We start from the raw sequence: 18,103 nt of genomic DNA, 5'->3' as shown, positions 1-18,103 counted from the left end.
CTTTCCGGCGCTCCGGGCAGCAGCATCGTGGGTAGACCAGACCAGCGGCCCTCGTCCGGACACACGTCGGACGGGCAGGCCGGAGAGACCGTGAACGAGGGGGCCATCAGATGTCCGGAACCCAGGAACCCGGCGGCAACGCCTGGGGCACGCCCGACTCGGGCGTCCCCGGGCCGGCGCCGATGACCGGAGGCCAGCCGCCGGCAGGACAACCGAACGCCGGGCAGCCGAACCCGGGCCGGCCGAACCCGGGACCGGGCGCCGGCGGCGGAACCGACGGCGGCCCGGGCGACCCCGGTGCTCCCGACGGCCGGACCGGCTGGGGCCCGGCGCCGGAACCCGGCTCACCGCACCGCCGTCCGGGTGACGACGCGTTCGCCCGGCTGCGTGAGTTCGGGGCCTACCGTTCGTCCGAGGGCCGCTGGGTGGCCGGCGTGGCGAGCGGTCTGGCGCGGCGCTTCGACATCGACCAGACACTGATCCGCGGTGCCTTCGTGGCGCTCTCGATCGTCGGCGGCCTGGGCGTGGCCCTCTACGGCATCTGCTGGCTGCTGCTGCCGCAGGAGGAAGACGGCCGGATCCACCTGCAGGAGGCGATCCGCGGCCGGTTCAGCGCGGGCTTCTTCGCGGCGGTGGTGCTGTCGTTCGCGGCGATCGGCGGGGGCGGTCCGTGGTCGCACAACGGGGCCGGCTTCTGGGGCTTCCCGGGCACGATCATCCTGGCGGTACTGATCGTCGGCGGGCTGTGGTGGATGGCCAGGAACCTTCCGCAGCCGAACGGCCGGGGCGGCGCGCAGCCGCTGAACCAGCCCGGCGCGCAGCCCGATCCGAATGCTGCGGGCAGCAGCGGCCTTCCGTACTGGACCACCCCCGAGGGCAGCCGGGAGCTGGGCGAGAAGGCCGCCCGCTGGGGCCGCGAGACCGGTGACGCGATCTCGGCCTGGGGCAAGGACTTCGGCAACCGGCAGCGCACCGCGCACGAGGAGGCCGCCTGGCAGCACCACGAGGCGCAGCGTCTGGTGCGGGCCCGTACGGCCCCCTCGCGCCGCGTCCGCCAGGTCACCCTGGGCCTGGCCCTGATCGTCGCCACCGTGGTGCTGATGACGGAGGCGTTCGGCGACCTGCCGGGCTGGGCCGGGCTCACCGCCCTGGGCGCCGCGATCACCGTGATCGCCGGCGGGGTCGTCGCCAACGGGCTGATGGGCCGCCGCAGTCCGGGTCTGGCCGGGCTGGGCATCCTGCTCACCCTGTTCCTCTCGGTCGGCGCCGTGGCGCAGCACGCCGGGGTGGAGACCAGCAGGCACATGGCCGTCATCGGATCCACCTCGTGGACGCCGAAGAGCGCCGGCGACGCGGCCTCCCAGTACAACCTGGCCATCGGTGAGGCCCGGCTGAACATCACCCCGGCCGCGCTCGAGGGCGCGACCCCCACCGACCCGCTCGAGATCCAGGTCAACGTGGGGGTCGGGCACCTGGTGCTGAACCTGCCGGCCTGGGCCGGCTACGAGGTGGACGCGCGGCTCGGGGCCGGCGAGATGGTGGAACCCGGCGGGGCCGCCTACGAGGTCAAGGGCGACTCGGGCAACCGCAGCCGCACCTTCACCGGCGGTGAGGGCGATCCGGTGCTGAAGATCGTGGCGCAGCAGGGCGTGGGCCAGCTCGAGATGAACCGGGTGTCGCAGTCCGGTGCCGAAGTGGAAGGAGCGAACTGATGTCGGACCAGACCTTTGACGACGACGAGACCACCCGCCGGGTGACCGGCACCCCGGTGGCCCACACCGAGCCCCTGCCGGCCGGGGACCCGCAGCCGACCACCGCCCTGGAGGCCCCCGGAAACCCGCCGGTGCCGGAGAGCCCGGCGTTCCGCCCGGAGAACGAGTCCCTCTCCCCCGAGCCGGGTTTCGTCGGCTACATCACCAAGAAGCAGGGCCCCGAGGTCCCCCCGGCCCCGGAACCCCCGCACCACGCCCCACCCGCGCCCCAGGTGCCGCCCGCACCGGTGGGCCACCCCGGCGTCCGCACGCACACCGTGATCGTCGGCCTGATCCTGCTGGCCATCGGCATCACGGCGATCACCAGCCAGTTCAGCGGAGTCGCGATCAACCCGGCGGCCGTGGCGTTCGCGGTGATGCTGGCGGCCGGCGTGACCCTGCTGGGCGCCGCCCTGAAGCGCACCACCCGGAAGTGAGCACGCGAAACCTCCCCTGTCACGGGGAGGTTTCGCACGTTCAGGACCGTCAGGCCGCCGCGCGCTCGCTCCGCGCGAAGACGCCGATGTCGGGCTGGTCGGTGAACACCCCGTCGACCCCGGCCTCGAGGTACGCGATCTGCTCGTCGATCGCCCGGCCGTAGTCGTTCTCGTTGGTGCCGACCCGATAGTCCTTCGGCAGGAACGTGTTCTCGGCCCGAAACGTGTACGGATGCACGAGAAGCCCGGCCTTGTGGGCATTCCCGACGAGCGCGGTGGGCTCCCCCAGCGCGTTCGAGGCGGTCCGCGGGATCACCAGGTTCTTGTCCGGCCCCAGACCCTGTGCGTAGCGCGCGATCCCGGCCAGTCCCGAGGGCGTGATCAGGTCGGCGTAGGTGCGCGGATCACCGGCCGCCACCAGGTCGTACGGCGCGCCGGTGGCACTGAGCAACTGCACCGCCGGCGCCCGCAGCCCGAGCTTTCGCAACTGCTGCAGGTTCGCGGTCTCGAACGACTGCACGAAGATCGGCGCGTCGGCGTGGTTCAGGCCGTACTTGCGCACCAGGCCCAGCAGCGGCTTCTCCAGCGCCAGGCCGAGTTTGCGGAAGTACGTGGGGTGCTTGGTCTCGGGGTAGATCCCGATGCGACGGCCCAGCTTCCGGCTCAGCTCGGCCCGCAGCTGGAACACCTCGTCGAGCGTCGGCACCCGAAGACGCCTGTGGTACAGCGTGTTCTCCTGACGCACGGCGGGCAGACGCTCGGCGGCGTACAGGGTCTTGAGCTCGCGCACCGTGAAATCCTCGGCCCACCAGCCGGTCACGTCGACACCGTCGAGCTTCTTGGTCTTCCGGCGGGCCGCGAACTCGGGCCGGTCGGCGACGTCGGTGGTGCCGCCGATCTCCGGTTCGTGCCGGCAGACCAGCACCCCGTCCCTGGTGGTGACGACGTCGGGCTCGATGAAGTCGGCACCCATCCGGGCGGCCAGCTCGTACGAGGCCAGGGTGTGCTCGGGCCGGTAGCCGCTGGCTCCGCGGTGCCCGATGACCAGCGTCGCCCCCTTCCGGGAACTGACCGAAACCGACTGCGCGAAAGCCGGTTCGGCCGTGGCGACGGCGAGCGGGGTGACTGCCAGGCCGGTGATGACCGTACGACGGTCCATCTGTCCTCCATGGCGCCCGTGGCGACCTTCGCCGGATCGGCGCCCCCGACACGGCAGCAAAGCGGCACAGACCGACACGAACCCGCACGGGACATGACGAGGCGGCGTCGCCCCGGTGAACTACCTCTCCGTTCAGTCGCCCGGAGCCTCAGCACTATGCGTCGTTCACACAGGTTTCAGACGGTCGTAGGCCTCGAGGATGCGGGTCGAGGTAGCGAAGTCCCCGTGACGGGTCTCGTCCTGACGTCGCAGAGCGGTGAAAGTCCCGATCAGATGGGTGAGTTCAACCCGGTCGAAACCGAGCAGCACGGCGTGCGCGGCGTCCAGCTCGGCCCGGGCCAGCGCGATCTGCTCACGGTCGGGCTCGGCGGTGGGCAGCTCGATGCCCAGCTCGGCGGCCAGGCCCTCCAGGTCGGGCGACCAGACCACGGCGCGGGCGAAACGCGTGAGCACCCAGTCCGCGATGGTGCCGTCGTGCCACGGTGAGGGCTGGTCGTAGGCCTCCGGCGGCGGCACCGGAACCTGTTCCAGCTTGAAGAAGTTCACGTTGGCCCCGGCGTGCTTCTGGCGCAGCAGGTAGTCGACCGGCAGCGTCGACATCGCGGCCAGCAGCAGGGGCAGGCGCTCGGCCGAGATCAGCGGCAGCGAGTTGCCGACGGCCACCACCGGCAGCGGCGTGGGCAGCAGCGTGCGGGGCGCGACGGTGGTCGAGACGTTGCGGTAGCCCGCCAGCCAGCCCCGGGCGCACAGGTCGCCGTAGCGCTCCTGCACCACCTCGAGCGGCACCCAGTAGCGCGGGGCGGTCGCCGTGCCGCCGTTCGGGTCGAGCATGGCGCAGTGCTTGGCCTCCCACAGCGGCACCAGGCCCTCGCCCGGGGCGGTGCGGAAGTGCCGGGCGTCGCGGGTCATGTGCAGCGGGGTGACCAGGCGCAGTTTCCACGGGTCGTCGAGGGGGGACGCGGTGGCCGGGTCCCGCCTCAGCAGAACCGGTGTGCGCCGGTGGGCTTCGGTGACGATGGACGCGTCGGTCGCCGACGCGAACAGCGGGGCGGTCGCGGTGTTGGGGTTCAGGACCCGCAGGAGATGCGCGGGCAGGTTCCAGGCCCGTTCGCCCGGGGGCTGCTCGGGGCCGGCCAGGCCGACGGCGACCTCGGTCGTGGCGCCCTCCCCGGCCTCGCCGGCCGGGCCTCCGCGCAGTTCGACCACGGCCACCCCGACGCGTCCGCTGACCCCGGCGAAGATCGGGCCGCGCGGCTCGATCAGGTGCAGACGCCCGAGGGCCCCGGCGGTGCACAGGGCTTCGAGCAGACGGGCGGCCGAGCGGTCGGAGGCGATGCCCGCGGGCACGAGCAGCGCGGCCCGGCCGTGCGGGGCGAGCAGCCGCCAGCAGGTCTCGACGAAGGGCAGGTAGGCGTTGAGCTCACCGGCCCCGGTCAGCGGGTGACGGCCCGCGTCGCGCAGCGCCCGGGCGGTGCCCGCGCGGCGGTCGCGCAGGCCGGTGGGGATGGCACCGCCCCAGTCGCGGGCGTGCACCTTCAGCCGTTCCCAGGGCGGGTTGGCCACGACCACGTCGAAACCGCCGCGCCAGCCGGTGACCGGTTCCGGCACCGCACCTTCCACGTCGAGCACCGAGGGGAAGGCCTCGTGCCAGGTCAGCCCGGCGCCGGCGGCCTCCTGGCGGGGCGTGGCCCCGGACAGGCCGTCGCCGGCCAGGACCTGCCGCTCCAGCTCGGCCGGTTCGGTCGGGCGCCCGGCCAGGCTCAGGTCGGCGGCGAGCGCGGACCGGCAGAGGCTGACCGCGATCGGGTCGGCGTCGACGCCGTGCAGGGCGCCGATCGCGTCGTCGGGCGCGACGCCGAGCGAGAGCAGGCGGGACAGGGCGGCACGCAGCAGATTGCCCGCGCCGCAGGCCGGGTCGACGATCTTCGGGAGCTCACCGGGCAGCGCCGGGATCGCCCGGCGGGCCAGGGAGTCCGCGTACACCGAGGGGGTGCTGAACGCCCCGCGGTGACGGCGCTCGGCATTGCCCACGGGCTGCAGGATCAGTGCGCCGCCGACCTCGGCCGGGACGTAGAGCAGCAACGCGTCGTAGCCGGTGGCCAGCGCCCCGACGGAGACCAGATCGCCCGCCGCCCAGGTGTTCTCGACAGCGCGGAGCACGGCCGCGTCCCGCCATCGCTGGGGGTCTTCGGGGGCCTCGATCTCGGCGGCCGCGGCCAGCACGAGACCGGCCGGGCCGGCGAGCTCGGGGGCCACCCGCACGCGGCGGCTCACCGGACGGCTCGCCGGGTTCCGGCACCACTCAGGTGGTCAGGCACCGGACTCTTCCGCTCCGGGTCTGACCGTCTCGTCGAGAACACCGGCGCCGTCACCGGCACCGTCACGGTGTGCCCGCCACGCCGCCAGGGCCTCGTGCGCCGTCGGCACCGCGCCGATCGTGTCCAGGTCGGCGATCCGGATCCAGGCGGCCTCGTCGGTCGAGCCGTCGACCTCGACCACGTGCGGTTCCTCGTCGAGCGGCACCGACCCGGCGTAGATCAGGCGCAGGGCGTGGAAGTCCTCGAGCCGGCCGTGCGGGGCGCGGCCGACGAAGTGCCGGCTCGAGATGTCCACCAGCGGACCGGCCGTGTAGGCCAGCCCGGCCTCCTCGTGGATCTCGCGGCGCAGGGCCGGCCGAGGGTGCTCGCCGTGGTCGATGCCGCCGCCGGGCAGGGTCCAGGTGTTCGCGCTGCCCGCCAGCCGGCTCAGCAGCATGCGCGGCCCGTCCGGGGCGTCCTCGTCGACCAGCACCGCGTAGGCGGCCGGGCGCTGCACGAAGACCGGCACCTCCTGGGCCGGGTCCGGTTCCGCCGAGCCCGATTCCCCCGGGTCCGGAGCAGCGACCGCCGGTTCGAGCAGCAGCGCCGCGTCCATCGGAGGATCCAGCAGATCGACGTCTCCCCGGGAGACCGCGGCGACCGGGGCGTCTTCCAGCAGTGCCTCGGAGAGAAAGGCCGCCAGGGGCAGGGACCGCAGCTCACCGGGCGCCATGAACCGCCCCACGAACTGCGCGACGGGACGGTCGGGATCCGGCGGCACCACGACGGCCACCGGGGCCTGGGGGTCTTCGAGCGCCGAAGGTGGGGGCGTGACCACCGGGTCCTCCCCGGGAAGGCGGTCGAGCTCGAGCCGGCTCGCCGGCCCGGCGTCCTCGTCCGGCACCACCGCCACCCGGCCCGGCCCCCCGATGCCGGCGGGCCGACCATGAAGCGTCACGTCGAACAGCAGCCGCAGCGTGTGGACGCTGACACCCTCGCCCGGCAGCTCGACCACGTCGGCAGAGGCATCCCGGGGGGTGATCGAGGCAGCGCGGAGGCCGGTCTGCTCGAGCAGCCCGGCCCGCACCCGGTCGCGCGGGTGCTCGCCGTGGCGCACCACGCCACCGGGGAGCGACCAGCGCCCCGCGGGGTCACGGCCACCCGGGACACGGAGCAGCAGCACACCGCCGGAACCGTCGCTGACCACGCCGTAGGCCGCGGTTCGCTGCACCGGGCGGAGAGAGGGAGGAGTCGATTCGGCTGCGGGCACCTGACGACGCTACCGCCCACCGGCCCGATCCGGCGGACAGATGTCCCGGACCTCACCCCCGGTGGGTTCATGATCACGATCGCCCCTCCCGAATCACCCGGATCGGGCATCTGCCCTATCCTGCGGGCATGTCAGGCCGTCAGGTTGTGCGCCGTCCCTATGCGATGGCCCTGAGTCTCTACCGTCGTCTTCCCCGGTTCCTGCGCCTGTGGATCATCCGCCGGGTCGCCCCCGGTCACACGGTCGGGGCCCTGGCCCTGATCGAGCACGACGGCTCCTTACTCATGCTCAAGCAGCGGCACCGCCGGGGCTGGACCTTTCCCGGGGGCCTGCTGAACCGCGGCGAGAACGCGTCCTCCGCCGTCGTCCGCGAGGTCGAGGAGGAGACCGGGCTGCGGGTCGAGGTCGGCCTGCCGTTCTCCACCGTGGTCGAGCCCGGCTCACGCCGTGTCGACATCCTGTTCTGGGTCAGCGTCGCCGAGCCCTTCCCGGTCGAGGCGTCGGGCGAGGCCCTGGAGTCGGGCTGGATCCCGATGGACGACCTGATGGACCCCACCACCACCGACGAGCCCACCCGCACCGCCGTGGCCGAGCTCGTCCGCTTCCGCAGGACCGCCCCGCACGAGGGGCGCAAGCTCGGTGCCTGATCTCGCCGGGATCGTCCTGGCCGCCGGTGAGGGGACGCGTCTGCGTCCCCTCACCGAGCTGCGACCGAAACCGCTCTGCCCGGTCGGTGAGCTCCCGCTGATCGACCACGCGTTCAACCGCCTCGCCGACCTCACCGACGCGCACGCGGCCAACCTGTTCCACCACGCCGAGATGCTCGGGCGGTACATCGGCGACCGGGCCCACACCGTGGTCGAGGCCCCCGAATCGCTGGGCACGGCAGGCGGTGTGGCCAACCTGAAGCCCTGGATCGACGGGCGCGACGTGGTGGTCACCAACGCCGACCAGTACCTGCCCGGCGGGCTCAAGGGCTTCGCCGAGGGCTGGGACGGCGAGCGCTGCCGGCTGCTGTGCGTGCCCAACGGCAAGCGGGACTTCACCACGGACGACGGCGTGGAGGTGGGCTACATCGGGGCCTGCCTGCTGCCGTGGAGCCTGGTGAAGAACCTGACCACCGACATCACCGGGCTCTACGAGGTGCTCTGGCGTGACGAGCTCGCCGCCGGCCGGCTCGACCTGTTCGTGCTGCCCGGCGACACCGTGGCGATCGACTGCGGCACCCCGGCCGACTACCTGGCGGCGAACCTGCACGCGTCGGGCGGCGCCAGCGTGATCGGGGCCGGGGCGACCGTGCTGGGCGAGGTCACGCAGAGCGTGGTCTGGCCGGGGGCGTACGTGGGACCGGACGAGAAGCTGTTCCGGCAGATCCGGGTGGGCTCCCGCGAACAGGTCGTGACGGTTGCCGCCTGAGCGTGCCCATCGTCACTCGTCGGTGTCATCCGGACACGCGATCGGGGGATGCCAACCGGGCGGCGCCCGGCTACTGTCGCCACGGTGACCACCCTCGCGGCCTCCTCGCAGTCTCCGGTGCTGATCACCGGGGCCGCGGGCACCATCGGCCGGATGGTGCGCCCGCGCCTGGCGTCCATGGGCTGGGAGCTGCACTCGCTCGACCGGGAGCCCGACGGCGACCCCGACATCAGCGCGATCGACGTGCTCGACCCGGCCGCCCTCGACGCGGCGACGGTGGGGTGCGGTGCGGTGATCCACCTGGCCGGCATCCCGCACGAGGCGCCCCTTCCGCAGATTCTCGAAGCCAACGTCCAGGGCACCCAGGCGGTGCTGGATGCGGCTCTGCGCCGCGGCATTCGCCGCGTGGTGCTCGCCAGCAGCTGCCACGCGGTGGGCTTCTGGGAGCGTACGGCGGGCGGCAGTGACCTGGGCGTCGACGTCCGGCCCCGGCCCGACACCTTCTACGGCGTGGCCAAGGTCGCGCTCGAGGCGCTCGGCCAGCTGTACTCCGACCGGTTCGGTCTGGAGGTGGTCTCGCTGCGCATCGGGGCCTGCAAGGACAAGCCGGCCAACCGCCGCGAGCTGTCGACCTGGCTGAGCCCGGGTGACGCGGCCCGGCTGATGGACGCGAGTCTGCGCGGCAAGGTGCGCGGGCACGTGATCGCCTACGGCATCTCGGCGAACACGCGGGCCTGGTGGGATCTCGGGTCGGCGCGCGCCCTGGGGTACATGCCGCAGGACGACGCCGAGGCCTACGCCGAGGAGATCCCGCCGGAGACCAGCCGCCGCTCCCGCACCGGTGAGCAGCCGCCGCCGGCCCCCGAGCGGGTGGGCGGGCCGTTCACATCGATGCCGCTGGGTGGCCTGGCGCGGTCGTTCTCGCCGACGCCGGGTGTGGATTTCTAGTATGTGAATGAGGGACGCGCCGGGAGACTCAGGTCTCCCGGCGCGTCTCTCATTCTGCTTCGGGCTCTACTCCCACTCGATGGTGCCCGGGGGCTTGCTCGTGACGTCGAGCACGACCCGGTTCACCTCGGCCACCTCGTTGGTGATGCGCGTGGAGATCTTGGCCAGCAGCTCGTAGGGCACGCGGGTCCAGTCGGCGGTCATCGCGTCCTCGCTGGAGACCGGGCGCAGCACGATCGGGTGACCGTAGGTGCGGCCGTCGCCCTGCACACCGACCGAGCGCACGTCGGCCAGGAGAACCACCGGGCACTGCCAGATCTCGCGGTCGAGGCCGGCCGCGCTGAGCTCGGCGCGCACGATCGCGTCGGCCTGGCGCAGGGTCTCGAGCCGGTCTTTCGTGACCTCGCCGACGATGCGGATCGCCAGGCCGGGCCCCGGGAAGGGCTGGCGCTGAACGATCTCGTCGGGCAGGCCGAGCTGCGAGCCGACGGCGCGGACCTCGTCCTTGAACAGGGTGCGCAGCGGCTCGACGAGCTCGAACTGCAGGTCGTCGGGCAGACCGCCGACGTTGTGGTGGCTCTTGATGTTGGCCGTGCCGGTGCCGCCGCCCGACTCCACCACGTCCGGGTAGAGCGTGCCCTGCACCAGGAACTTGACGTCGCCGCCGTCGCTCTCGTGCGCCTCTTCGACGACCTCGCGGGCCGCGTCCTCGAAGACCCGGATGAACTCCCGGCCGATGATCTTGCGCTTGGTCTCCGGGTCGCTGACCCCGGCCAGGGCGGTGAGGAAACGCGTCGAGGCGTCGACGACCTTGAGCTTCACGCCCGTGGTGGCCACGTACTCCTGCTCGACCTGCTCGGCCTCGCCCTGACGGAGCAGGCCGTGGTCGACGAAGACACACGTGAGCTGGTCGCCCACGGCGCGCTGCACGAGGGCGGCGGCGACCGCGGAGTCGACCCCGCCGGAGAGCGCGCAGATCACCTTGGCGTCGCCGATCTGCGCCTTGATGCGCGCGACCTGCTCGTCGATGACGTTGCCGGTGGTCCAGTCGCCGGGCAGCTTGGCGCCGTTGTGCAGGAAGTTGGTGAGCACCTTCTGGCCGAAGGTGGAGTGCTTGACCTCGGGGTGCCACTGCACCCCGTAGAAGCTCTTCTCGGTGTTCTCGAAGGCCGCGACCGGGGCACCGGCCGACTCGGCGAGCACCGTGAAGCCGGGGGGCGCCTTGTGCACCGCGTCGCCGTGGCTCATCCACACCGACTGGTCGGCGGGGGTGCCGTGCAGCAGCGTGGACTCGTCGGCGGCAGTGACCTTGGTGCCGCCGTACTCCCGCAGGCCGGTGTGGGCCACCTCGCCGCCGAGCGCCAGGGCCATCGCCTGGAAGCCGTAGCAGATGCCCAGCACGGGCACGCCGGCCTCGAACAGGGCGGGGTCGATCTGGGGCGCGCCCTCTTCGTAGACGCTGCTCGGGCCGCCGGACAGCACGATGGCGGCCGGCTGCTTGGCGAGCATGTCTTCCACGGGCATGGACGACGGCACGATCTCGGAGTACACGCTGGCCTCCCGCACACGGCGGGCGATCAGCTGGGCGTACTGCGCGCCGAAGTCGACGACCAGCACGGGGCGCTGGTCGGTCGCGGGCTCGGAGGTCTGAGCCCGGGTCACGTCGGTCACCGGGTCTTCGGGAAGCGCGGTGGGCTCGGCAGGGGGTTGACTCACCCGCAACAGGGTAGTGCGGGTTTTGGCCTACGCCTTCACGGCACCTTTGTCCACGACGGCACCGATCATCGGCTGCACGCGGCCGGTCACCCAGCGCTCGGCCACGAAGGACATCACCGGAATGGTCCCGGCGAGCACGACCAGGATGGTGCCGCCCAGGGGCAGGCGGGTGCGCATCCACAAGTCGACGGCCACGATCACGTAGATCAGGTAGAGCCAGCCGTGCACCATCGGGATCAGGTGGCCGGAGCCCGGGACGACCGCGCTCATGCCCTCGTTCGAGAACCACGACAGATCGGTGTCACGCATCTGGAAGCCCTGCATGACGATGTGCAGCGTCAGGAGCAGGAGGAACACACCGGTGGCGTAGGCCAGCACCCGGTACCTCAGCAGGGCGTTCTTCAGGGACTGTCCGCGGTTGGGGCCGGCCATCGTTCTCTTCCTCTTATGAATGGGGGACGCCGGTGGGCACCTTGGTGCCCGGGTCGTCCTCTGCTTCGTCGTCGTTCTCGTCGTCGTTCTCGTCGTCGTCTTTGCTCAGGAGCCCGCGGTGATCGTCGCGGACGAGGCGGTACCAGAAGAGCAGCGCGATCACCGCGAAGGCCCACCACTGGATCGCGTAGGACAGGTTGCCCCAGTCGAGATTGCCGTCGGAGGTGGGCGGGGGCACCGTCAACGGGGCGTTCGCGTCGGCCGGGGTCTGGGTGTCGAGCACCACGAACCCGGTGATCATCGGCTGCGGCCAGAGGGCGGCGAGCTGGGCCACGGCGACGCGGTCGATCTGGCCCTCGGGCAGGCCGGACGTCTCGCCGGGCCGGCGCACGACCGGGGGCTCACCGGGCTGGAGCAGACCGGTGATCTCGACGGTGCGGGTGCTGTCGGGTGCGGTGGCCTCGGCGGCCGTGGCGACCCAGCCCCGCACCACCGGCACCGTGCCGTCGTCGGTGAGCAGAGGCGTCAGCACCCAGAAACCGGTCTTGCCGTCGAGCTCGCGGTCGGGCACGAGCAGCTGGTCGTCGCTGCCCCAGGTGCCGGAGGCGGTGACCTTGGTGTTCACGGCGTCGCGCTGGAAGGTCTCGCTGGCCTGGAGCACGCTGTTCAGCGGCACGGTCTTCTCGGACTTCTGCGCCTGCTCGGCCTGTTCGGCCGACTCGCCGTGCTCGCGGGCACGCTCGAGCTGCCACTCGCCGAGCTTGGCCATCAGCGTGGCGGCGAGCAGCATGACCACCAGGAGCGCCAGCCATCGCGGCTTCAGCGCGGTACGCAGCACATGGCAACGGTAACGCGCCGGGTGCACCGGACCGGAAACTGGGGTGTGTCCTGGCCCGTCACAGGCGCGGCGCCGTCACAGGCCCGGCGCTGTCTCAGGCCCGGCGTCGCCTTCGTAGGGGGCCGGCGCCGCCTTCGTAGCGGCCGGCGCCGCCTTCGTGGCGAACCCCGCCCGGCGTCGCCGGAAACTCGGGTGCGCCCTCACGCTTCTCCTCCGTAGCGTGAGGAGCCGTGATCACGCTGCCGGATCCGGTGCCACCCCGTCCGTCCGTCGACTCGCCTGTCGCCTACATCCGCTCGATGGCCGCGCTGCAGCGCCGCACCCTGGCCGGGGCCGCGTTGTTCGGGGTGCTGTGGATGGGCGCCCAGGCGGTGATCCCGGTGGTGGTCGGCAACACGATCGACGCCGGGCTGGTGCTCGGACGCACCGGCGACCTGGTGCGGGGCTGTGTGCTGCTGGCCGTCCTGGCCCTGGCCACGGCCTTCCTGGGCACCGTGCGACACCGGTTCGCGGTGTCGAACTGGCTGCTCGGAGGCCTGCGCAGTCAGCACCGGATCGGGCATCACGTGGCCGATCACGGTCTGGCCGTCTCCGGGCGGGTGACCACGGGCGAGGTGGTGCAGTCGGTCAGCACCGACGCCCCGCGCTTCGCCGACCTGATGGACATCGCCGCGCGCGGCGCCGGCACCGTGGTCACGTTCCTCGCGATGGCCGTCTACCTGCTGCGCATCGACCTGGTCATCGGGCTGTTCGTGGTGATCGGCATGCCGTTGCTGGCAGCCGCGTCGCTCGGGGTGATCCGGCCACTGCAGAAACGACAGGCCCTGCACCGCGAACGGGAGGGCGAGCTCACCACGCTGGGGGCGGACACCGTGGCCGGGCTGCGGGTGCTGCGGGGCATCGGGGGTGAGGAGCAGTTCACCGGCCGCTACACCGAGCGCAGTCAGGAGGTGCGGCGGGCGGGCGTGCGGGTGGCCGGGCCGCAGGCGGTGCTGCAGGCCGCGCAGGTGCTGTTGCCGGGAGCCTTCCTGACCGGGCTGACCTGGCTGGCCGGGCACGGGGTGGTGGACGGGCGGCTCAGTGTGGGCGACCTGGTCACGGTGTACGCGGTGACGGCGTTCCTGAAGATGCCGCTGGAGACCGCGACGCAGGTGCTGTCGCGGTGGGTGAGAGCGAAGGTGGCGGTCTCACGGATGGTGGCGGTGCTGAGCGCTTCCGAGGCTCCTTCTGCGGTGGGGGTTCTGCCGGATTCCGGTTCCCTGCTCCACGATCCGGAGTCGGGGCTGACGATCACGCCGGGGTTGATGACGGCGCTGGTGAGCGCTGAACCGTGCGTGGCCCTGGCGGACCGGTTCGGCGGTTTCGCCCCCGGCGCCCTCCTGGGAGATCGTGCGGTGGAGGACCTTCCGGCCGACCAGGTGCGGGCGCGGATCCTGCTGAGCGAGGCCGAGCCGCGGTTGTTCACCGGCACGCTGCGCTCGCAGATCGACCCGTTCGCACGGCATTCCGACGAGGAGGTGCTCGAGGCGCTGCACACGGCGGACGCGCTCGACGTGCTGTCGGGGCTGCCCGAGGGATTGTCGAGCATGATCGCCGAGCGGGGGCGCGATCTTTCGGGTGGCCAGCGGCAGCGGCTGGCGCTGGCCCGGGCGGTGCTGCTGGCCGGGCAGCCCTCGGTGGAGGTGCTCGTGCTGGTCGAGCCGACGTCGGCGGTGGACGCGCACACCGAGGCCCGCATCGCGGAGCGGTTGCGGGCGTCCCGGGTCGGGTGCACGACGGTTCTCGTGTCGTCGAGTCCGTTGGTGCTCGATCGTTGCGATCGGGTCGAGTTCCTTGATGGTGGACGCGTGGTCGCGTCGGGCACACATCGTTCACTTCTGGCTTCTGACGCGGGTTATCGGGACGTGGTGGTGCGGACGGCGTCGCCGGACGCTTCGCCGCCTTCCGTGCCCTACACGCCTTCCGCGCCCTCCGCACCCTCTGACGAGGTGGTCTCATGAGTGAGCGGCTGCCGATCGCGCCGCGAGAACGGGTGCGACAGGAGACGACCCGGTTGCTGCGTCGTCATCGCGGCGCATTCGGCGTGACGGTGGTGGCGCACGCGGCCGCGACCGTGGCCGGGCTGGCCGGGCCGGCGCTGCTCGGTGGACTGGTGCAGGACGTGACCGACGGTTCGGTGACCGCGTCCGCCGTCGATCACGCGGTCGTCCTGCTGGCGGTGTCGGTGCTGGTGCAGGCGGGGCTGGCCTGGTTCGCACACCGCAGTTCGCTGGTGCTGGGCGAGAAGGTGTTCGCCGAGATGCGCGAGGACTTCCTGCGCCAGGTCACCCGGCTGCCGCTGTCGGTGGTGGAGCGGGCGGGCAGCGGGGACCTGATCTCGCGCACCACGAACGACGTCGAGGCCATCAGTTACAGCGTGCGGTACGCGGTGCCCAACGTGGTGGTCGGCGTGATCTCGCTGGCGGTCACCCTGGCGGCGATCCTGGTGACGTCGCCGCTGGTCGGGCTGGGTGCGCTGACCGGGGCGCTGTTCATCCTGCCCACCACGCGCTGGTACCTGAAGCGGGCGCGGGACGGGTACCTGGCCGAGATGGCGGGGTACGCGCGACTGGACGGCACCGTGAGCGAGACGCTCGACGGGGCACGGACCGTCGCGGCGCTCGGCCTGGCCGGGCGGCGGAAGGAGCAGGTCGATGACGACCTGCGCGAGATCTACCGGGCCGAGCGGTTCACTCTGCGCCTGAGGACGATCTGGTCGCCGCTGGTCGAGACCGGTTACATCGTGCCGATCTCGGTGGTGCTGGCCTGGGGTGGGTGGCTGGTGTCCGAGGGCCGGGCGTCGGTGGGCGAGGTGACTGCGGTGGCGTTGTACGTGTCGCAACTGATGGGGCCGCTCGACCTGGTGCTGGAGTGGATGGACGAGCTCCAGATCGGCAGTGCGGCGCTGGCCCGGATCATCGGGATCGGCTCGGTGCCGGACGATCGTGAGGTCTCGGCCTCGGTCGAGACTCTGCCCGGTGGGCCCCGTTCCATCGTGGCCGAGGACGTGCGGTACTCGTACCGGGCCGGGCTTCCGGACGTGCTGCACGGGGTTTCGCTGGTTCTTCGGCCCGGCGAGCGTCTGGCGGTGGTCGGGCCGAGCGGGGCGGGGAAGTCGACGCTGGGGAGGCTGCTGGCGGGGATTCATCCGCCGGGAGCGGGGAGGGTGACGGTTTCAGCCGCTGCCAGTTCGGCTGGTTCGGCTTCGGCTGGTTCAGCTTCGGCTGGTTCAGCTTCGGCTGGTTCAGCTTCGGCTGGTTCAGCTTCGGCTGTCGGTTCGACTGGTGCTGTCGGCCCGGCTGGCACCGCCGGTTCAGCTGGCACCGCCGGTTCAGCTGGCACCGCCGGTTCCGTCGGTTCTTCTCCCTCGATGGCTTCGGTCGGGCTGGTCGATCTGCCGCTGCCCGAGCTCCGTCAACAGGTGGCACTGGTGACGCAGGAACAACACGTCTTCGTCGGGACGCTCGCCGACAACCTGCGCCTGGCCCACCCTTCCGCCTCCGACGCCGACCTGGAACGGGCGCTGAAGGCAGTGGACTGGGCCCTGACGCTCCCCCTGTCGACCGTGATCGGTTCGGGTGGGCACGCTCTCACCCCGAGCCAGGCCCAGCAGGTCGCTCTGGCCCGGCTCGTGCTGTCAGACCCGCACACGCTGGTACTGGACGAGGCCACGTCACTGCTCGATCCCCGCGCAGCCCGTCATCTGGAGCGCTCCCTTTCCGCGGTACTTTCTGGACGTACCGTGGTGGCCGTCGCCCACCGCCTGCACACCGCCCACGACGCCGACCGGGTGGCCGTGGTCGAGGGCGGACGGATCACCGAACTAGGAACCCACGACGAATTACTGCAACACAACGGTTCCTACGCGGCCCTGTGGCGGAGCTGGCAGGACTCCTGACCATGACAACGACGAAGCCGTGCCTCCACCCGACGGCTCCGCCCTATACCACGTCCCTCATCGGACTGCGCCCACCACCTTTTCGCCGCTCTTCCCGCTGCCCGCGCGCGATCTCGGTGGCGAGCGCATCGAGTGGCTGGGCCAGTGCGTCGAGGGGACTGCGGAGCCGATCGAGCCAGTCCCGGGCACCCGTGACACCGGCGTCATCGATCGAGTACATCCGACGCTGCCCCTCCGCCCGCACCTGCACCAGCCCGGCGTCGCGCAGGATCTTGAGGTGGTGAGAGACCGCCGGCTGGGAAATCCGGCCACGCATCGCCTCGACCAGCACCCCGGCGGGTTGCTCCCCGGCCGACAGCAGGTGCAGCAGCTGACGCCGGACCGGGTCACCCAGCGCTTCGAACACACCTTCCATGGTGGACACGCAGCTCATCGTGTCAGGACCCGGATTCATCCCCGGGAGCGGTGGCGTACATAGCGAGGACGGTCGCGGCAGAAGCCCGTGCCCGTTCCGGATCGTCGCCTGCCGCGATGGCAGCCACCGCCCAGCCCTCGGCGCAGACAGTCATGAACTGCCGCCCCTCCGGAGTGGTTCCCCACAACGCCCCCTCGGCGGGGTCGAGCGGGTTGTCGCTCTCCAGGAAGAGGCCCAGCCCGTAGAGCGCACCGTCCCAGCCGAGACCGGTTGCTCCTGGACCGAACTGCTCCCACAGCTCTTCGGGAACCACTGCCTCGTGCTCCAGCTCGAGCAGGCTGCCCACCTCGTGTTCAGACAGCCGCACCGTCAGCCAGGAGACCATCCCCCCGAACTCCCAGGTCACAGCGAAAGACTCAGGGGCATCGCACTTCTCGACCGTTCCGCCGGCATTACCCTCGAGCTGGTACCGACCGCCGAGCGTCAGATCACCGCTGACCGGCAGGAACCAGCGAGGGATGCGCTCCGCATTGGTCAGCACGTCCCACAGATCGGCGCGATCCGTGGCGTAGGCGCGCCGGGCAATCTGGATCTTCGTCGGAACTCCCTCCCGGGCCCCCGACCGGATCTCCCGGAACACCAGACCTGCAGCGGCTACGACGTCCATGCAAGGCTCCTCAGAAGTATCAACGGCTATTTATATAAGCGAATCTACAGCCCGCCTCCAGGCCGGACAAGCGCCCTGCTCTCTTGGCCGAACGCCACCGTCTCCTGCCAGATCCACCGAAACCGGCCGGTTAGGATCGGTTCTGCGATTGGCCCTGCCGTCCAGACGCAGCACGGCCGACTCGTCACGATGACTGCCACCGCTTCCCCGACGTGCCCGTCATCGATGCCCGGACCGTTCTCCAGCACAGAGAAGAACGCCATCGCGTGCCCCCGCCACCGCACGATCACAAACCTCATCGCTCGCCACGTTGCTCACCACCGGCTCCGGCCCGGCCCCGCGGCTCAGCCGTTCAGTCGTTCAGTCGTTCAGTCGGTGCAGCTCAGCCGCGTCCCAGCTCACCGTGGCCGCGCCTGCGTCTGACAGCGAGACTCCCCCGTCCTCCCAGGTGATCGTCACCTGCGAGCCCGGGTCGAACGGATCGTTGGACCGGTACATCCGCCCCGGGGCGTCGCGCTGCCAGGCCAACACGACGTCGTGGCCCGGCACCGCCAGAAGGTCGGGCGAGTGGAGCCGCTGCACGCAGAAGCCGTCGTCGCACGACTCCTGCACGACCCGCTCGAACACATTGATCTCGCCCACGCTGAGGTTCTCGTTGAAGAATCGAACACCGAAAAGGCCCACGACCGTGGCACTCACGACCCCGAGCACCAAGGGCCAGCGGCGGCGCCTGTGAGCCGGGCTCGACGGGCCGGCCGGCTGCGGTGAAGCGGTGAAGGTCTCCATGCCCGAAAACGTATTCGCCTGAACCGTCCCGGGG

Annotated in this window: 16 protein-coding genes; 7 read left to right on the top strand and 9 right to left on the bottom strand. The window is 71.7% G+C overall.

Annotated elements, in window-relative coordinates; all coding sequences use genetic code 11:
* Positions 1–110 precede the first annotated feature (110 nt).
* Together J2S57_RS15115 and J2S57_RS15110 are read left to right on the top strand one after the other, a co-directional pair.
* Entirely contained in the window at positions 111–1,712 is a 1,602-nt protein-coding gene (locus J2S57_RS15115) for a PspC domain-containing protein (protein WP_307243096.1), read from the top strand.
* Entirely contained in the window at positions 1,712–2,188 is a 477-nt protein-coding gene (locus tag J2S57_RS15110; RefSeq protein ID WP_307243093.1) for a hypothetical protein, read from the top strand. Before J2S57_RS15115 ends, J2S57_RS15110 begins: the two co-directional genes overlap by 1 nt.
* 49 nt (positions 2,189–2,237) lie before the next feature.
* Here J2S57_RS15110 and J2S57_RS15105 read toward each other — a convergent pair whose 3' ends face one another.
* The 3 genes from J2S57_RS15105 to J2S57_RS15095 all read right to left on the bottom strand — a co-directional run bounded on the left by J2S57_RS15105 (position 2,238) and on the right by J2S57_RS15095 (position 6,914).
* Complete coding sequence (locus tag J2S57_RS15105; RefSeq protein ID WP_307243090.1) at positions 2,238–3,347, bottom strand: glycerophosphodiester phosphodiesterase; 1,110 nt, start codon at positions 3,345–3,347, stop codon at positions 2,238–2,240.
* Positions 3,348–3,512: 165 nt separating this feature from the next.
* The gene (locus tag J2S57_RS15100) at positions 3,513–5,621 is read right to left on the bottom strand and encodes an Eco57I restriction-modification methylase domain-containing protein (protein WP_307243086.1); all 2,109 of its coding nucleotides are present in this window, start codon (positions 5,619–5,621) and stop codon (positions 3,513–3,515) included.
* Between the two features lie 36 nt (positions 5,622–5,657).
* Positions 5,658–6,914, bottom strand: a complete 1,257-nt coding sequence (locus tag J2S57_RS15095) for an NUDIX domain-containing protein (RefSeq protein WP_307243084.1) — start codon at positions 6,912–6,914, stop codon at positions 5,658–5,660.
* Positions 6,915–7,042: 128 nt separating this feature from the next.
* Between J2S57_RS15095 and J2S57_RS15090 the strand changes: the two genes are divergently transcribed.
* From J2S57_RS15090 to J2S57_RS15080, 3 genes are all read left to right on the top strand, one after another.
* On the top strand, positions 7,043–7,561 hold the full coding sequence (locus J2S57_RS15090; protein ID WP_307243082.1) for an NUDIX domain-containing protein: 519 nt from the start codon (positions 7,043–7,045) through the stop codon (positions 7,559–7,561).
* The gene (locus J2S57_RS15085) at positions 7,554–8,330 is read left to right on the top strand and encodes a nucleotidyltransferase family protein (protein ID WP_307243080.1); all 777 of its coding nucleotides are present in this window, start codon (positions 7,554–7,556) and stop codon (positions 8,328–8,330) included. The genes J2S57_RS15090 and J2S57_RS15085 overlap by 8 nt, the downstream gene beginning before the upstream one ends.
* An 84-nt stretch (positions 8,331–8,414) precedes the next feature.
* Entirely contained in the window at positions 8,415–9,278 is an 864-nt protein-coding gene (locus tag J2S57_RS15080; RefSeq protein ID WP_307243078.1) for an NAD-dependent epimerase/dehydratase family protein, read from the top strand.
* Positions 9,279–9,344: 66 nt separating this feature from the next.
* On the opposite strand, the gene guaA is transcribed toward J2S57_RS15080, so the two are convergent.
* From guaA to J2S57_RS15065, 3 genes are all read right to left on the bottom strand, one after another.
* Positions 9,345–10,940, bottom strand: a complete 1,596-nt coding sequence (guaA, locus tag J2S57_RS15075) for a glutamine-hydrolyzing GMP synthase (RefSeq protein ID WP_370882651.1) — start codon at positions 10,938–10,940, stop codon at positions 9,345–9,347.
* An 81-nt stretch (positions 10,941–11,021) separates the two neighbouring features.
* Positions 11,022–11,426, bottom strand: coding sequence for a DUF3817 domain-containing protein (locus tag J2S57_RS15070; RefSeq protein WP_307243074.1), 405 nt, complete (start codon positions 11,424–11,426; stop codon positions 11,022–11,024).
* 13 nt (positions 11,427–11,439) lie between these two features.
* A complete protein-coding gene (locus J2S57_RS15065; protein ID WP_307243072.1) occupies positions 11,440–12,264 on the bottom strand; it encodes an SURF1 family protein in 825 nt (274 codons plus the stop codon).
* A gap of 230 nt (positions 12,265–12,494) precedes the next feature.
* Here J2S57_RS15065 and J2S57_RS15060 point away from each other — a divergent pair, with 230 nt between their 5' ends.
* Positions 12,495–14,264 carry an ABC transporter transmembrane domain-containing protein gene (locus tag J2S57_RS15060; protein WP_307243069.1) on the top strand — a complete coding sequence of 590 codons (1,770 nt, stop codon included), beginning with the start codon at positions 12,495–12,497 and terminating at the stop codon, positions 14,262–14,264.
* Positions 14,261–16,201, top strand: a complete 1,941-nt coding sequence (locus J2S57_RS15055; RefSeq protein WP_307243067.1) for an ABC transporter ATP-binding protein — start codon at positions 14,261–14,263, stop codon at positions 16,199–16,201. Before J2S57_RS15060 ends, J2S57_RS15055 begins: the two co-directional genes overlap by 4 nt.
* Positions 16,202–16,244: 43 nt before the next feature.
* On the opposite strand, the gene J2S57_RS15050 is transcribed toward J2S57_RS15055, so the two are convergent.
* From J2S57_RS15050 to J2S57_RS15040, 3 genes are all read right to left on the bottom strand, one after another.
* Positions 16,245–16,616, bottom strand: a complete 372-nt coding sequence (locus tag J2S57_RS15050) for an ArsR/SmtB family transcription factor (RefSeq protein WP_307251050.1) — start codon at positions 16,614–16,616, stop codon at positions 16,245–16,247.
* Positions 16,617–16,638: 22 nt separating this feature from the next.
* Complete coding sequence (locus tag J2S57_RS15045) at positions 16,639–17,283, bottom strand: SRPBCC domain-containing protein (protein WP_307243063.1); 645 nt, start codon at positions 17,281–17,283, stop codon at positions 16,639–16,641.
* Between the two features lie 360 nt (positions 17,284–17,643).
* Positions 17,644–18,069 carry a hypothetical protein gene (locus tag J2S57_RS15040; RefSeq protein WP_307243061.1) on the bottom strand — a complete coding sequence of 142 codons (426 nt, stop codon included), beginning with the start codon at positions 18,067–18,069 and terminating at the stop codon, positions 17,644–17,646.
* Positions 18,070–18,103 lie beyond the last annotated feature (34 nt).

It is taken from the genome of Kineosporia succinea, assembly GCF_030811555.1.
Lineage (GTDB): Bacteria > Actinomycetota > Actinomycetes > Actinomycetales > Kineosporiaceae > Kineosporia > Kineosporia succinea.
Note: the sequence above shows the minus strand (reverse complement) of the source record. Positions and strands in the feature narration are given on the sequence as shown.

Excerpts from the sequence above, each read along its gene's own strand:
- J2S57_RS15055 (WP_307243067.1), top strand. The coding sequence starts at position 14,261 with ATGAGTGAGCGGCTGCCGATCGCGCCGCGAGAACGGGTGCGACAGGAG.
- J2S57_RS15090 (WP_307243082.1), top strand. The coding sequence starts at position 7,043 with ATGTCAGGCCGTCAGGTTGTGCGCCGTCCCTATGCGATGGCCCTGAGT.
- J2S57_RS15040 (WP_307243061.1), bottom strand. The coding sequence starts at position 18,069 with ATGGAGACCTTCACCGCTTCACCGCAGCCGGCCGGCCCGTCGAGCCCG.
- J2S57_RS15105 (WP_307243090.1), bottom strand. The coding sequence starts at position 3,347 with ATGGACCGTCGTACGGTCATCACCGGCCTGGCAGTCACCCCGCTCGCC.
- J2S57_RS15115 (WP_307243096.1), top strand. The coding sequence starts at position 111 with ATGTCCGGAACCCAGGAACCCGGCGGCAACGCCTGGGGCACGCCCGAC.
- J2S57_RS15110 (WP_307243093.1), top strand. The coding sequence starts at position 1,712 with ATGTCGGACCAGACCTTTGACGACGACGAGACCACCCGCCGGGTGACC.
- J2S57_RS15070 (WP_307243074.1), bottom strand. The coding sequence starts at position 11,426 with ATGGCCGGCCCCAACCGCGGACAGTCCCTGAAGAACGCCCTGCTGAGG.
- J2S57_RS15050 (WP_307251050.1), bottom strand. The coding sequence starts at position 16,616 with ATGGAAGGTGTGTTCGAAGCGCTGGGTGACCCGGTCCGGCGTCAGCTG.
- J2S57_RS15045 (WP_307243063.1), bottom strand. The coding sequence starts at position 17,283 with ATGGACGTCGTAGCCGCTGCAGGTCTGGTGTTCCGGGAGATCCGGTCG.